13 protein-coding genes, 1 pseudogene and 1 riboswitch are annotated in these 13908 nt (G+C 51.2%); of the genes and pseudogenes, 8 read left to right on the forward strand and 6 right to left on the reverse strand.

The window, feature by feature from the left end; all coding sequences use genetic code 11:
• Positions 1-30 precede the first annotated feature (30 nt).
• Positions 31-1458, forward strand: coding sequence for a bifunctional D-glycero-beta-D-manno-heptose-7-phosphate kinase/D-glycero-beta-D-manno-heptose 1-phosphate adenylyltransferase HldE (gene hldE / locus BG55_RS09610; RefSeq protein WP_034936923.1), 1428 nt, complete (start codon positions 31-33; stop codon positions 1456-1458).
• A gap of 188 nt (positions 1459-1646) precedes the next feature.
• Here the strand turns inward: hldE and ubiK are convergent, their stop codons facing one another.
• A complete protein-coding gene (gene ubiK, locus BG55_RS09615; RefSeq protein WP_034936926.1) occupies positions 1647-1931 on the reverse strand; it encodes a ubiquinone biosynthesis accessory factor UbiK in 285 nt (94 codons plus the stop codon).
• Between the two features lie 147 nt (positions 1932-2078).
• A riboswitch (FMN riboswitch) is annotated at positions 2079-2230 on the forward strand.
• A gap of 104 nt (positions 2231-2334) precedes the next feature.
• On the opposite strand from ubiK, the gene ribB reads away from it, so the two are divergent.
• Positions 2335-2991, forward strand: a complete 657-nt coding sequence (gene ribB / locus BG55_RS09620; RefSeq protein WP_034936927.1) for a 3,4-dihydroxy-2-butanone-4-phosphate synthase — start codon at positions 2335-2337, stop codon at positions 2989-2991.
• Positions 2992-3349: 358 nt separating this feature from the next.
• Here the strand turns inward: ribB and BG55_RS22530 are convergent, their stop codons facing one another.
• On the reverse strand, positions 3350-3790 hold the full coding sequence (locus tag BG55_RS22530) for a hypothetical protein (RefSeq protein WP_152542708.1): 441 nt from the start codon (positions 3788-3790) through the stop codon (positions 3350-3352).
• Between the two features lie 235 nt (positions 3791-4025).
• On the opposite strand from BG55_RS22530, the gene ygiD reads away from it, so the two are divergent.
• On the forward strand, positions 4026-4808 hold the full coding sequence (ygiD, locus tag BG55_RS09625; RefSeq protein ID WP_034937382.1) for a 4,5-DOPA-extradiol-dioxygenase: 783 nt from the start codon (positions 4026-4028) through the stop codon (positions 4806-4808).
• A 33-nt stretch (positions 4809-4841) separates the two neighbouring features.
• Here ygiD and BG55_RS09630 read toward each other — a convergent pair whose 3' ends face one another.
• The 3 genes and pseudogenes from BG55_RS09630 to tolC form a co-directional block, all read right to left on the reverse strand.
• Positions 4842-6002: a glutathionylspermidine synthase family protein gene (locus BG55_RS09630; protein WP_034936929.1), complete on the reverse strand. Its 1161-nt coding sequence runs from the start codon at positions 6000-6002 to the stop codon at positions 4842-4844.
• A gap of 6 nt (positions 6003-6008) precedes the next feature.
• Positions 6009-6680: pseudogene (locus BG55_RS09635) on the reverse strand (DUF1190 family protein).
• Between the two features lie 140 nt (positions 6681-6820).
• Positions 6821-8287, reverse strand: coding sequence for an outer membrane channel protein TolC (gene tolC / locus BG55_RS09640; protein ID WP_034936930.1), 1467 nt, complete (start codon positions 8285-8287; stop codon positions 6821-6823).
• A gap of 216 nt (positions 8288-8503) precedes the next feature.
• Between tolC and nudF the strand changes: the two genes are divergently transcribed.
• The 5 genes from nudF to parE are packed head-to-tail and all read left to right on the forward strand — an operon-like array spanning position 8504 to position 12974.
• Positions 8504-9139: an ADP-ribose diphosphatase gene (nudF, locus tag BG55_RS09645; RefSeq protein ID WP_034936932.1), complete on the forward strand. Its 636-nt coding sequence runs from the start codon at positions 8504-8506 to the stop codon at positions 9137-9139.
• Positions 9136-9564, forward strand: a complete 429-nt coding sequence (locus tag BG55_RS09650; RefSeq protein WP_034936934.1) for a DUF1249 family protein — start codon at positions 9136-9138, stop codon at positions 9562-9564. Before nudF ends, BG55_RS09650 begins: the two co-directional genes overlap by 4 nt.
• A gap of 47 nt (positions 9565-9611) precedes the next feature.
• The gene (gene cpdA / locus BG55_RS09655) at positions 9612-10439 is read left to right on the forward strand and encodes a 3',5'-cyclic-AMP phosphodiesterase (protein WP_034936935.1); all 828 of its coding nucleotides are present in this window, start codon (positions 9612-9614) and stop codon (positions 10437-10439) included.
• A gap of 3 nt (positions 10440-10442) precedes the next feature.
• On the forward strand, positions 10443-11024 hold the full coding sequence (gene yqiA / locus BG55_RS09660; protein WP_034936937.1) for an esterase YqiA: 582 nt from the start codon (positions 10443-10445) through the stop codon (positions 11022-11024).
• 54 nt (positions 11025-11078) lie between these two features.
• Positions 11079-12974, forward strand: coding sequence for a DNA topoisomerase IV subunit B (parE, locus tag BG55_RS09665; RefSeq protein WP_034936938.1), 1896 nt, complete (start codon positions 11079-11081; stop codon positions 12972-12974).
• A 147-nt stretch (positions 12975-13121) separates the two neighbouring features.
• Here the strand turns inward: parE and BG55_RS09670 are convergent, their stop codons facing one another.
• Entirely contained in the window at positions 13122-13769 is a 648-nt protein-coding gene (locus BG55_RS09670; protein WP_034936941.1) for a TetR/AcrR family transcriptional regulator, read from the reverse strand.
• Between the last annotated feature and the right edge of the window lie 139 nt (positions 13770-13908).

Consider the following 13908-nt stretch of genomic DNA (forward strand, 5'->3'; position numbering starts at 1 on the left):
TTTTTTGACTACTGGTCAGGAGTTTCTGGAATGAAAATTACGCTGCCCGATTTTAACCGTGCGGGAGTTCTTGTCGTTGGCGACGTGATGTTGGATCGCTACTGGTACGGCCCGACCAGCCGCATTTCCCCCGAAGCCCCTGTTCCGGTGGTGAAGGTGGATAACGTTGAGGAGCGTCCTGGCGGGGCGGCCAATGTGGCGATGAACATTGCTTCACTGGGAGCGCAATCGCGCCTGGTTGGCCTGACCGGCGTTGATGATGCTGCACGAGCGCTGAATCATACCCTGAGTGGTGTTAATGTTCAGTGTGATTTTGTTGCCGTCACCACCCATCCTACCATCACCAAGCTGCGCGTCCTGTCACGCAACCAGCAACTTATTCGCCTGGATTTCGAAGAGGGTTTCGAAGGCGTTGATGTCGGCCCTTTACACCAGCGTATTCGTCAGGCATTGCCACAGGCTGGTGCGTTAGTGCTGTCCGACTATGCCAAAGGGGCGCTGGCCAGCGTGGAAACCATTATTCGCATCGCCCGCGAAGCAAATGTACCTGTGCTGGTTGATCCGAAAGGAACCGATTTTGAACGCTATCGTGGTGCGACAATCCTGACGCCGAATCTTTCTGAATTTGAAGCTGTGGTCGGCAAATGTAAGGATGACGCTGACCTCGTCGCTCGGGGTATGGCGCTGATGCAGCAGTTTGAGCTGTCGGCACTGCTGGTTACTCGCTCAGAAAATGGCATGACGCTGTTGCAACCCGGTCAGGAGCCATTCCATTTGCCCACCCAGGCGCAGGAAGTCTATGACGTAACCGGGGCGGGCGATACGGTAATTGGCGTCCTTGCCGCTGCGCTGGCCGCAGGTAATTCCCTGGAAGAGAGCTGTTTCCTGGCTAATGCTGCGGCGGGCGTGGTGGTAGGCAAACTCGGCACCTCCACGGTGTCGCCGGTTGAACTGGAGAATGCGATTCGTGCCCGTCCGGAATCAGGCTTCGGCGTGATGAGCGAAGAGCAGTTGCAGGAAGCCGTGGCGCTGGCTCGCCGCCGCGGTGAGAAGGTGGTGATGACCAATGGCTGCTTCGATATCCTTCATGCCGGACACGTTTCCTATCTGGCAAATGCCCGCAAACTGGGGGATCGTTTGATTGTGGCGGTTAACAGCGATGACTCAACGAAGCGTCTGAAAGGCGAAAGCCGTCCGGTTAATCCACTCGTTAACAGAATGATTGTTCTCGGGGCGCTTGAGGCGGTGGACTGGGTGGTTGCGTTTGAAGAAGATACCCCCCAGCGGCTGATCGCCGAAATCCTTCCCGACCTGCTGGTTAAAGGTGGTGATTATAAACCAGAGGATATTGCAGGGAGTAAAGAGGTGTGGGCCAATGGCGGTGATGTGCGGGTGCTGAATTTTGAAGATGGCATCTCGACAACCAACATTATTAAAGCCATCAAATCGAAAGGGTAAATAAAGAGTTGCCGTTACAGAAGTCGCTTTGGCAGCCTCTCTGCGGGAATAATTACTGCTCTTAAAAGGCCTTGCTCGCTTTGACCTGCCTTCATTTATGTCAGGGCCGCTTCAGCAAATGCCCGGCAAAAACGTCCACAAAACGTGCTTTTCGGTGAGGTAAGGGGGCAAATCCCCCCTTATCATTTTCAGGCCGAAGGCTTATCTTCAACTTTTGCCGCAGGTTCCGGTGTGTTGTTGCTTTCCAGTGCGGCAATGCGGCTTTCCAGCGCAGCTAATTTTTCACGCGTACGCAACAGAACCTGGGTCTGCACATCAAACTCTTCGCGATTAACCAGATCCAGCCGGGTCAACTGTGACTGCAAGGTCTGGCGGATTTTGTTTTCAACATCATCACCAAACTCGCGTATCCCTTTCGGCATAGCGTCATGAACCTGGCGGGCAAGTTGTTCAATTTTTTTCGGGTCAATCATGGCGGCTTCCTGGTAGCAGCAAAGTTTCTGTAATTGTAATGCCATAAGCCGAAAGGACAAACCTGAAAACGTCAAAGCAGAAAAATGGGCAACTTAATGCGGTTTTTGTTCGTTGCCCCAATTTTTTTTCAGCGCTATAGTAAACGGGCTTATTCTCAGGGCGGGGCGAAATTCCCCACCGGCGGTAAATCAGCTTCGGCTGAAAGCCCGCGAGCGCTTTGGACCTCCCGGTTCAAAGGTCAGCAGATCCGGTGTAATTCCGGGGCCGACGGTTACAGTCCGGATGGGAGAGAGTAACGATTCCAGTCGGCTTTATGTCGCCTCGCCGTTATTTTTTGTCTGCATGACACTCCTAAGATCGCCCTGATTCTGGTAACTCATACATTTAATAAGGTTTTTTACCATGAATCAGTCGCTTTTATCAGAATTTGGCACGCCGGAACAGCGTGTGGAAAGTGCTATCGCGGCTCTGCGCGACGGCATGGGGGTAATGGTACTGGACGATGAAGATCGTGAAAACGAAGGAGATATGATCTTCGCCGCAGAAACCATCACCGTTGAGCAGATGGCACTGACTATCCGTCACGGTAGCGGCATTGTCTGCCTCTGTCTGACCGAGGAACGCCGTCAGCAACTTGAACTGCCCATGATGGTTGACAACAATACCAGTGCTTTTGGCACCGGATTTACTGTGACGATTGAAGCGGCGACAGGTGTAACCACTGGCGTATCTGCTCAGGACCGTGTCACCACTATCCGGGCGGCCATTGCTGACAATGCCAAGCCCGGTGATTTAAATCGCCCGGGCCATGTTTTTCCTCTGCGCGCCCAGAATGGCGGTGTACTGACCCGTGGTGGTCATACTGAAGCGACCGTTGATCTGGTGACGCTGGCCGGTTTCAAACCTGCGGGTGTACTTTGTGAACTGACTAACGATGACGGCTCAATGGCTCATGCTCCGCAAGTTATCGCATTTGCAAAACAACACAACATGCCGGTAGTGACCATTGACGATTTGGTAGCTTATCGTCGCAGCCGTGAAACGCTCCAGGCCAGCTGATATTTCATCTCTTAATCGTTTATTCTGGCCTGGATAAAACAGGCCAGAACTGCCGTCATAGTTACTTCAGCGTTTTACCTTTCTGGATCAATGCCGGTAATGATTGCCATGAAATGGCAATGTGCAGAGGACGTTCAAAAAAGAAATATTAATAATTTTTAGAATACATAATCGACTCATTATCTGCTGAATATCCCTGGCGCAATTTCAATAGCATATTTGACACTGTGATGTTGTCACGTAAGTCATATAAAATCTGTGTGGGGGAAAATTTTAGCTATCAGGCTGTTTATGAAACCGAAAAAATATCTTTCATTTAAGAGTCGATAAACATTTGTGATTCGAAAAAGCTTTTTTATCAATCATCAATGGACATCTCGTACTCTTGTGAGGAGTCGATTGACATTTGTGATTCGGAGAAGCTTCTTTGTGAATCATCAATCGACATCTTGTCCTCCTGGGAGGAGCCGATTGACATTTGTGATTCAGAGCCGTTTTCCCGAGGCTCATCAGAAGTAACAGAGTCTGGATGATTTTCAAATCGAGCTGATGACAGAACGTTGATGCTGTGAGAGCTATTTTTTTGCGCTGAAAATGATATGACAATATTGAGGGATGGTAGCGAACTATCCTTTACCTCATGTGAATTTATAATGTCAGATTTATTACAGCAGATATTTTCAACTTTTCCGATTTTAGTGGTCAGGTTACTGACAGAAGTTGTGTTAGCCAACTCGTTGTGACAGATACTATTAGTAACTTCAACTTTCAAATTATTATTTTTTGCTATGTACGGCATATTTCACTTTCTAAAAAATTGATGTGTGAAAGAATTTATATCATAAGAGGCGCAGGATATTTTATATAAAACGCTCAACTCAATGTCGGCCAGCTGGGATATCTGTGGCGTGTTTTTTTGCTCTTCAGAAAAATATTACTTCAAATTTGCTGATGATCTTCATCATCTTTCTCCGGTTTCATCGTGGTTAAAAGGGCGTAACATCACTGACATTAAGTCCTTTGGAGCAAACACGATGAGTCAGATAATCCCCGCTCTTTTTCTTGGCCACGGTAGTCCGATGAATGTGCTGGAAGAGAATATTTATACTAAAACCTGGCGTGAGTTAGGCAAAACGCTGCCGCGACCGAAAGCCATTCTGGCTATATCCGCTCACTGGTACACGCGGGGTACTGCTGTAACAGCGATGGAAAAACCACGCACTATTCACGACTTTGGTGGCTTTCCTCAGGCGTTGTTTGATACGCATTATCCGGCACCCGGATCGCCTGCTCTGGCGGGTAAGGTGGCTGAAATACTGGCTCCGATCGATGTGGAAATGAATCAACAATGGGGATTCGATCATGGCTCATGGGGCGTATTGATCAAAATGTATCCTGAGGCCGATATTCCAATGGTGCAGTTGAGTGTTGATGCCACCCAGCCCCCGGCCTTTCACTTTGAACTTGGCCGTAAACTTGCGGCACTTCGTAAGCAAGGGGTCATGATTGTCGCCAGCGGTAACGTGGTACATAACCTGCGTATGATACGCTGGCAGGGCGAAGCTGAGCCTTATCCGTGGGCTTCCTCATTTAATGACTACGTCAGAGAAAATCTCAGCTGGGAAGGTCCGACAGAGCAGCATCCGCTGGTAAATTTCATGCAGCACGATGGTGCTGCTTTATCTAATCCGACCCCGGAACATTACCTGCCGCTGTTGTATGTGCTGGGCGCCCGTCAGCCCGGAGAGACGCTATCCATTCCGGTTGATGGTCTTGAGATGGCCTCGTTGAGTATGCTGTCAGTGCAGGTAGGATAATTACAGAGGGCGGTTTATTTACCGCCCGATCTGTTATTCAAGAAAGGTGTGCGGGTAAAAACGTGAAAGATCCTGAGTAATTAACTCTCTGTCTTCACGCAAGCCGATCCCGGCGGGTTGATCGTCAATCAGCCAGCTACCGATTAAGGTATAACTGTCGCCAAACTTCGGCAGTGGATGAAACTGCTGGACGATCATGCCCTCTTCTCCGTAAGGGCCATCAACGCGGGCGATCTCCTGACCATGTTCCATAATACGTATATTCGCCCCTTCCCGTGAAAACAGCGGTTTCACGACGTACTTATCCATTGCCGGAACGCTATCCTCTGCGAAATACGCGGGCAGCAAATTCGGATGATTGGGAAACATTTTCCACAGCATCGGTAGCAGCGCTTTATTAGAAATTATGCTTTTCCAGGCGGGCTCCAGCCAGCGAACGCCTGCATCCTCCAACTTGGTGGAGAATACTTCACGCAGCATAAATTCCCAGGGATAGAGTTTAAACAGATTGCTAATGACGCTGTCGTTGATGTCGCTGAACTGGCCTTTTTCACCGAGGCCAATCTCATCAATATAGAGAAACTCACTGGGTAGACCCGCCTCGGTGGCACAATCCTGTAAATACTGTACGGTGCCGCGATCTTCATCACTGTCACGGCAGCAGGCGAAATGCAGCCAGCTGAAACCATGCTGTTGATGTAGCGTTGCGAAGCGATCAATCAGCTTTTCTTGCAGGCTGTTAAACTGGTCGCTACCTGCGGGAAGAAGTCCGGCATTGAGCTGATCCTCCAGCCACAGCCACTGGAAAAAAGCAGCTTCGTATAATGAGGTTGGGGTATCTGCATTGTTCTCCAACAGCCTGGCATCCCCATGCCCATCCCAGGCTAAATCCAGCCTGGAGTAGAGCGAGGGTTGACTGGTTTTCCATGAGGTGCGCACGAAATCCCATGTGTGCTTCGGAATGCGGAATTTGGTCAGCAGCTCTTCGCTGCTAACCACTTTATCCACCACCTGAAGGCACATCTGATGCAGCTCACTGGTGACGTCTTCCAACTTTTCAATCTGTTGCAGAGTGAACTGGTAATAAGCATCTTCACACCAGTAGGGCTCACCGTGCAGGGTATGGAAGCGGAAGCCGAATTCAGTTGCTTTTTCACGCCAGCCCGGACGTTCCGTAATAGCAAGACGTTTCATCAGTGATTAGCCCCCGACAGAGCGGCGGGTGCCGGAAGAGGTGGCGCTGCTGCGCTGCATGGTTGACTGCTTCGCGACGCTTTCACCAAATCCACCCCGCGTCACGGTAGTGGTGGTTGCGGGTTTAGGTGCCATAGCGGTTTTAGGAACGGTGATAGTCCGACCCGGCGTGGCGCTGCCAAAACTCTTACCGCTGGCATCAACAAATTTGCCATTGGCCGGACTACCCGGTGCGCGTGAGGTAAAGAGTGGTTGTTGGGCGAAACCTGCGCCGCCGCCCATCAGGCGTCCCATCATGTAACCTGCCATCAGCGGCATTCAAAAGCTGCCGCTTTGTTGTGATTCGGCATTGCTGGTGCCGATACCGGCCTGAGCAGGCGTTTGCTGGCACTGACCTTCGCCAAATTCCGCGACACAGTCTTCGCGAGTGGCATATTTAGGAGCAGTTTTTTCAGCTTCTTTTTTAGCGTTATTGTACGCAGTCGTACACTGTTCACTCTTACCAGGATTGGCTTTGGAACAGTCGTCAGCATTCTGATACAGCGAGACGGTTTCATCTGACTGTTCACAACCGGCCAGCATAAATACCGCCGTTACTGCCAGCGCCACTGGCGTTAAATGGCGTGCGCTCCAGCTTTTACGAAAGGAGGCATGATTGATCTTTTTAGTCCGTTTCATCATCTTCTGTCCTGTGCCCAGAGGTAGCGCTCAGAATAGGGGAATAGCGGTGATAATTGAAGCGAGGGGCGAAGGGATAAGGGGATCTTTACGTAGCTATACGTTTAATGGTGAACGGGCAGCGAACGCTGCCCGAATGATTAATGGCTGAAGGGATTGCGTTTTCCGCCAGACTGCACAGCCGCCGCAGTGGAGGACGTTGGCGTGCTGCTCTGATTGTTATCCACTGCTGCAACCTGCTGGGGATTTTCAGGCGCTACGCTGTCAGGGGAAGTGGCAACTTCTTTACCCAGACGACCGTTGAGCGCCAGCAGATCCTGTTCATTTAATGTGCCCAGGGCAGATTTAATGTTCAGTTCGTTAATCATGTAGCTGTAACGCGCATTGGCGAGCTGTTGTTTTGCGCTATAGAGCGTACTGGTGGCATCCAGTACGTCAACAATAGTACGGGTACCCACCTGGTAACCTGCTTCCATGGCATCAAGTGAACTCTGCGCTGAGATCACCGCCTGTTTGTAAGCGTTAATACTGCTGATAGAGGCGTTCACATTGTTGAAAGAGGAACGTACGGTCTGAATCGCAGTGCGGTGAGCGCTTTCCAACTGCTCACTGGCAGAAACATAGGCATATTGCGCCTGTTTTACCTGGGATGTTACTGAACCACCAGCGTAAAGAGGCAGATTAAAGCTCAGTCCTACCTGATTACTGCCGGTGATGCTGTCCGTGGTCGAACTGCTCTGATTGGCGCGACTACCGCCATATTTACTGTTGGACAAGCCGGTTGAGGCAGTCAGGTCCAGCGTTGGCATATGGCCGGTTTCTGCTGAGCGAATTTGCTCACGCGCCAGATCCTGATTCAGACGGGCGGATAACAGGCTCAGGTTGCGGCTTTCAGCCTCTTTCATCAGGGCATTCACTGGCTGAGGTTTTTCCGGTTTAAGACTGTCGACATTCAGTGAGGCCAGACTCAGATAGTCGTTACCTGTTACCTGCCGCAGCGTTTCAAGATTGTTGTCCAGAGTGTTGCGTGCGGTAACTTCACTGGCCAGTACGCTGTCGTACTGTGAGCGGGCATTCTGCACATCGGTGATGGCGACCAGGCCAACATTGAAACGTTGCGTCGTTTGATCTAACTGGCGGTAGATCGACTGTTTTTGCGCTTCGGTATAGGAAAGCGTATCGATAGCGTTCAGGACGTTGAAATAGGCGGTAGCGGTGTTCAGAATCAGCGTTTGCTGTGCGGTTTGATAAGTGACATCCTGAATACCGGCTGTTTTTTCCTGCAACGTTAATGCGCGCCATTTTGACATGTCAAAAATGGTTTGCGTCAGAGTCAAAGAGCCGCTGGTGGTGTTGGAGTGCAGTCCGCTGTTGTCGCGGTAACCATTATTGTAGGTATAATCTGCCCCGAGGCCTAATTGCGGTAAAAGTGGGCTACGCGCTTCATTAATTTTCTCAAAGGCCGCATCGCGATCGGCTGCCGAACTGCGAAGGTCGGGGTTAGACAGTCGAGCCTGCTGATAGACTTGCAGCAGATTTTCTGCCTGACTGGCGACGCTGAAGCCGCCCAGGCTCAGGCCGATAAGTAACGGGAGCAGTTTCTTCATTTGCATTCCTTGTTGTGCAGCAAAGCTACTCTGATAGCGCTGACGTAAGCCAAAAAATTACCGCCGATTCTAGCAGAGTAAACAAGAGAGATAAGTTGGCGGAAAGTGCCATGTTGCCATAATTTACTTAAATAATTCATTAAGAACTACACTCAGTGCGCGGCAGGGATGGCTTTTTCCTGTTTTTACCACTATCAGGCACAAAGGGAGAACCCGATGGAATCCGACAAAAAATATCCGGTGACTTTCACCAAAAACGATGTAGAAATTATTGCACGGGAGACGTTGTACCGTGGTTTTTTTTCACTCATTCGATATCATTTTCGCCACCGCTTGTTCAGTGGAGAAATGAGTGGTGAAGTAACAAGGGATGTTTTTGAACGTGGTCATGCCGCTGCAATGCTGCCTTACGATCCGCAGCGCGATGAAGTGGTGTTGATTGAGCAAATCCGCATCCCGGCCTTTGACAGCAGCGCAACGCCCTGGCTGTTAGAATTAGTGGCCGGTATTATTGAGCCGGGAGAAACACCGGAAGATGTTGTCCGCCGTGAAGCGGAAGAAGAGGCAGGATTAACCCCGGGTCGTGTCAGGCCGGTGCTTAATTATCTGGCCAGTCCCGGCGGCACCAGCGAAAGACTGGCGATTCTGGTGGGGGAAGTGGATGCCAGCGTGGCGCAGGGAAACCACGGGCTGGAGGAAGAGAATGAGGATATTCTTGTTCATGTGGTCAGCCGTCAACAGGCATACCAATGGGTGGAAGAGGGGAAAATAGATAACGCGGCTTCTGTCATCGCTTTGCAATGGCTCGAACTGCACCATAAAAAACTTCAAGAAGAGTGGAAAAACGAATGATTAAGCGCTACGTGCCTGATTTTCCTGAGATGATGCGCATCTGCGAGACGAATTTCGCCCAGTTGCGTCGCCTGTTGCTTGGTGCAAAAGATGAACAGGCAACTGAGTCAGTGACTTATCAGGTCCACGGTGCCAGTTACACGCTGACCATCCTTGAGTCAACCCGCTACACCACTCTGGTTGAGATTAAGCAAATTGCGCCGGCGGTCAGTTACTGGAGCCTGCCTGCGATGACGGTCCGGCTTTACCATGATGCGAGGGTCGCGGAAGTGTGTTCCACACAGCAGATCTATCGCTTCAAAGCACGCTATGATTACCCGAACAAAAAGCTGCATCAGCGTGATGAAAAGCATCAGATAAACCAGTTTCTGGCCGACTGGTTGCGTTACTGTTTAACACATGGCGCGGTGGCTGTTCCGGTTTAGTAAGGTAACGGGACCTTCTGCGATAGCGTTAACTTTAAGGATTGTGATTGGATAGCCAGTTAAAACTTCCTGTTCAAAGCGGGGCCTGCATCAGGATTTTACAGATAACGGATCCCCATCTTTTTGCCGGTAAAAACGAAACGCTTTTAGGTGTGAACACCTGGGCCAGTTTTGATGCGGTGCTACAGGCTATCTCAGCCGGTCAGCAGCCGTATGATTTAATCGTTGCTACTGGCGATCTCGCTCAGGACCATACCGTAGAAGCCTATCAGCATTTTGCTGAGGGCGTTTCGCGTCTTGCTGCGCCCTGCGTCTGGTTACCGGGCAATCATGACTTTCAGCCCGCCATGTACAGCACGCTGGCAGAAACGAGCATTGCTGATGCAAAGCATGTGCTGGCGGGCGATAACTGGCAGATAGTGTTGCTGGACAGTCAGGTATTTGGTGTACCCCACGGTGAACTCAGTGATTATCAGCTGGAGTGGCTGGATAAAACGCTGGCAATGGAACCCAACCGTCATACCCTGGTGTTACTGCATCATCATCCGCTGCCTTCCGGCTGTAACTGGCTCGATCAGCACAGTTTACGTAACTCAACGATGCTGGAGGCGGTGTTACAGCGCTATCCGCTGGCTGCCACCTTAGTGTGCGGGCATATCCACCAGGAGTTAGACCTCAACTGGAATGGTCGTCGCCTGTTAGCCACTCCTTCAACCTGCGTCCAGTTCAAGCCACACTGCACCAATTTCACCATCGATTCTGAAGCGCCCGGCTGGCGCTGGCTGGAGCTGTACGACAATGGTCGGGTGGAGACAGGAGTTGAACGCCTGCAAACCCGTGCTTTCAGTCCCGATCCCGATGCCGAAGGTTACTGAGCGATGGCCACACTCCTGTATCTGCACGGTTTTAACAGTTCTCCCAGCTCGGCTAAGGCCACACTGTTCCGCCAGTGGCTGACAGAGCATCATCCCGCTATCCGTTTACATGTCCCTCAACTGCCATCATTCCCGGGGGAGGCTGCAATGATGTTGGAAAACATCATTATGTCCTCGGCAGGCGAGCCATTGGGGATTATCGGTTCTTCGCTGGGCGGATATTATGCAACCTGGCTGTCACAGTGTTTTATGTTGCCTGCGGTGGTGGTAAATCCTGCCGTACGGCCTTTTGAGCTGTTGGTGGATTATCTCGGGGAGAACGAGAACCCGTACACCGGTCAGCAATATGTGTTAGAGTCTCGCCACATTTACGATCTGAAAGTAATGCAGATTGACCCGCTGGAGTCCCCGGATTTAATCTGGCTGCTTCAGCAAACGGGTGATGAAGTTCTCGACTATCGACAGGCTCTGGCTTACTACGCCGCCTGCCGTCAGACAGTAGAAGAGGGCGGAAATCATGCTTATATCGGATTCGAACGCCATTTCTCTGCGATTATCGACTTCCTTGGTTTTTCAGGCCACTGAAGTGAGCCGCAGAGGGCTGGCTAACTCTTTTCAGCCACCAGTCAGACTTATACGATGACCCAATCCAGCTATAACGCTGATTCCATTGAGGTACTCAGCGGCCTTGAACCCGTCCGTCGCCGGCCGGGCATGTATACCGACACCTCACGCCCAAACCATTTAGGCCAGGAAGTGATCGACAACAGTGTCGATGAGGCGCTGGCAGGCCACGCCCGCCGTGTTGAGGTTATCCTTCATGCGGATCAGTCTCTGGAAGTCATTGACGACGGACGCGGTATGCCTGTTGACATCCATCCGGAAGAGGGCGTTCCCGCCGTGGAGTTAATCTTCTGTCGACTTCACGCTGGCGGTAAATTCTCCAGCAAAAACTACCAGTTCTCCGGTGGTCTGCATGGCGTGGGGATCTCGGTGGTTAACGCCCTGTCAAAACGGGTGGAAGTGACGGTTCGTCGTAATGCTGAAGTCTACGAAATGGCATTTGAGAACGGCGATAAGGTAGAAGATTTACGGGTGACGGGAACCGTTGGCAAACGCAATACCGGCACACGGGTACGCTTCTGGCCGGATGAGTCATTTTTCGACAGCCCGCGTTTTTCCGTTTCACGTTTAAGCCATTTGTTAAAGGCGAAAGCGGTGCTCTGCCCTGGGGTGGAAATCGTTTTTAAAGATAACGTTAACAACAGCGAACAGAGCTGGTGCTATGCCGATGGTCTGACCGATTATCTCTGTGAAGCGGTCAACGGTTTACCCACTCTGCCGGAAAAACCCTTTGTCGGTGCATTTGCTGGTGATGTCGAGGCGGTCGACTGGGCGTTGTTATGGCTACCGGAAGGCGGTGAACTGCTGACGGAGAGCTACGTTAACCTTATCCCTACCATGCAGGGTGGCACGCACGTCAACGGGCTGCGTCAGGGATTACTGGATGCGATGCGTGAGTTCTGTGAATTCCGTAATATCCTGCCCCGTGGTGTGAAGCTGTCGGCAGAAGATATCTGGGATCGCTGTGCTTACGTGCTGTCAGTGAAAATGCAGGAGCCACAGTTTGCCGGGCAGACCAAAGAGCGTCTTTCGTCACGACAGTGCGCGGCCTTTGTTTCTGGGGTGGTTAAAGATGCCTTCAGCCTGTGGTTGAACCAGAATGTTCAGGCGGCAGAGATGCTGGCCGAACTGGCAATTTCAAGCGCTCAGCGCCGGATGCGTGCCGCTAAAAAGGTGGTGCGTAAGAAGCTGACCAGCGGGCCGGCATTGCCCGGCAAGCTGGCTGACTGTAGCGCTCAGGATCTGAACCGCACCGAGCTGTTCCTGGTGGAAGGCGACTCGGCGGGCGGATCGGCTAAACAGGCGCGCGATCGTGAATACCAGGCGATCATGCCGCTAAAGGGTAAGATCCTGAACACCTGGGAAGTCTCCTCTGATGAAGTGCTGGCCTCGCAGGAGGTGCATGATATTTCGGTGGCGATCGGCATCGATCCCGACAGCGAGGACATGAGTCAGCTGCGCTACGGCAAAATTTGTATTCTGGCAGATGCCGATTCTGACGGTATGCACATCGCCACGCTGCTTTGCGCGCTGTTTGTCCGTCACTTCCGTTCGTTGGTAAAAAACGGTCATGTCTATGTTGCCATGCCGCCGCTGTTTCGTATCGATCTGGGGAAAGAGGTTTACTACGCTCTGGATGAAGAAGAAAAAGCAGGCATTCTGGAGCAACTGAAACGTAAAAAAGGGAAACCGAACGTACAGCGCTTCAAAGGCTTGGGCGAGATGAACCCACTGCAACTGCGTGAAACGACCCTGGATCCGAATACCCGCCGTCTGGTACAGCTCACCATCGATGATGATGAAATTGAGCAGACTATGGCAGTAATGGATATGCTGCTGGCCAAAAAGCGGGCCGAAGATCGCCGTAACTGGCTCCAGGAAAACGGCCATACTGCGGAAATCGAAGTCTGACAGCCGGGGGGAAACCCCGGTACAGAAGCTGGTGACTGAACAAAGGCAGGGAAGCACCGATAAAGCGGTAAAAGCCCGGGTAAAAGATAAATGTCGCTGTGTGATCAACGCCACCATGGCTGATGCATTGCACAGGACATTTATTTTTCAGTCATGCAGCCAACCCATTCCCCTGAGCGCGATTCGGATGCGTTGTTTTATATGCTCCGTAATCTCTTTTCTTTGTCCGGCCGTATTCACGCGGCGGTGGGGCACCAGCGCACCAAAAACGATGTCCATCAACATTCCGGCATAGACTTCCAGACAGCCCGGCTGCAAATTTTTCTCCCCGCCTGCACTCTGTAACCACGCCATTAACATTTCGCGGGAACGTACGGCCTTGTTTTCATAGAGATAGTCAGACAGTTCAGGAAAGAGAACAGATTCGCGCGTCATCAGTCGCAGAATCGCTTCACGTTCCTGATATTCCTCATCGCTGATATCAAGACGGAAAATACGAAACAGGCAGGTGTCCACTGAACACTGCTCCTGTTCAGGTCTGGGTAGATCCAACAGCAGATGACGATGCTCGCTGACAACTGCGGCAAACAGCGCCTGCTTATCACTGAATACTTCATACAGCGTTCTTTTCGACACTTTTGCCCGGCGGGCCACTTCCGCCGTACTGGTACTGGCAAAACCGAGTTCAATAAAAGCACGATATGCGTGGGCAATGATGCTTTTGCGCCGACTGGCCGCGTCTTCGGTTCGTGGCCGCCCCCGACGCGAGGAAGGCTGATTATGCTGATTGTTCATATTTACTTACACGTTGCGAAGTGCTGCATCCTTATATGGTACTTGATAAGTACCATAAATTGATACACCCTGTTAATCGACATCTGGTGAATATTAACGCGACTTCTGGAGAAAACATCATGATATCGGAACGATTCGA

Source organism: Erwinia mallotivora (genome assembly GCF_000590885.1).
Lineage (GTDB): Bacteria > Pseudomonadota > Gammaproteobacteria > Enterobacterales > Enterobacteriaceae > Erwinia > Erwinia mallotivora.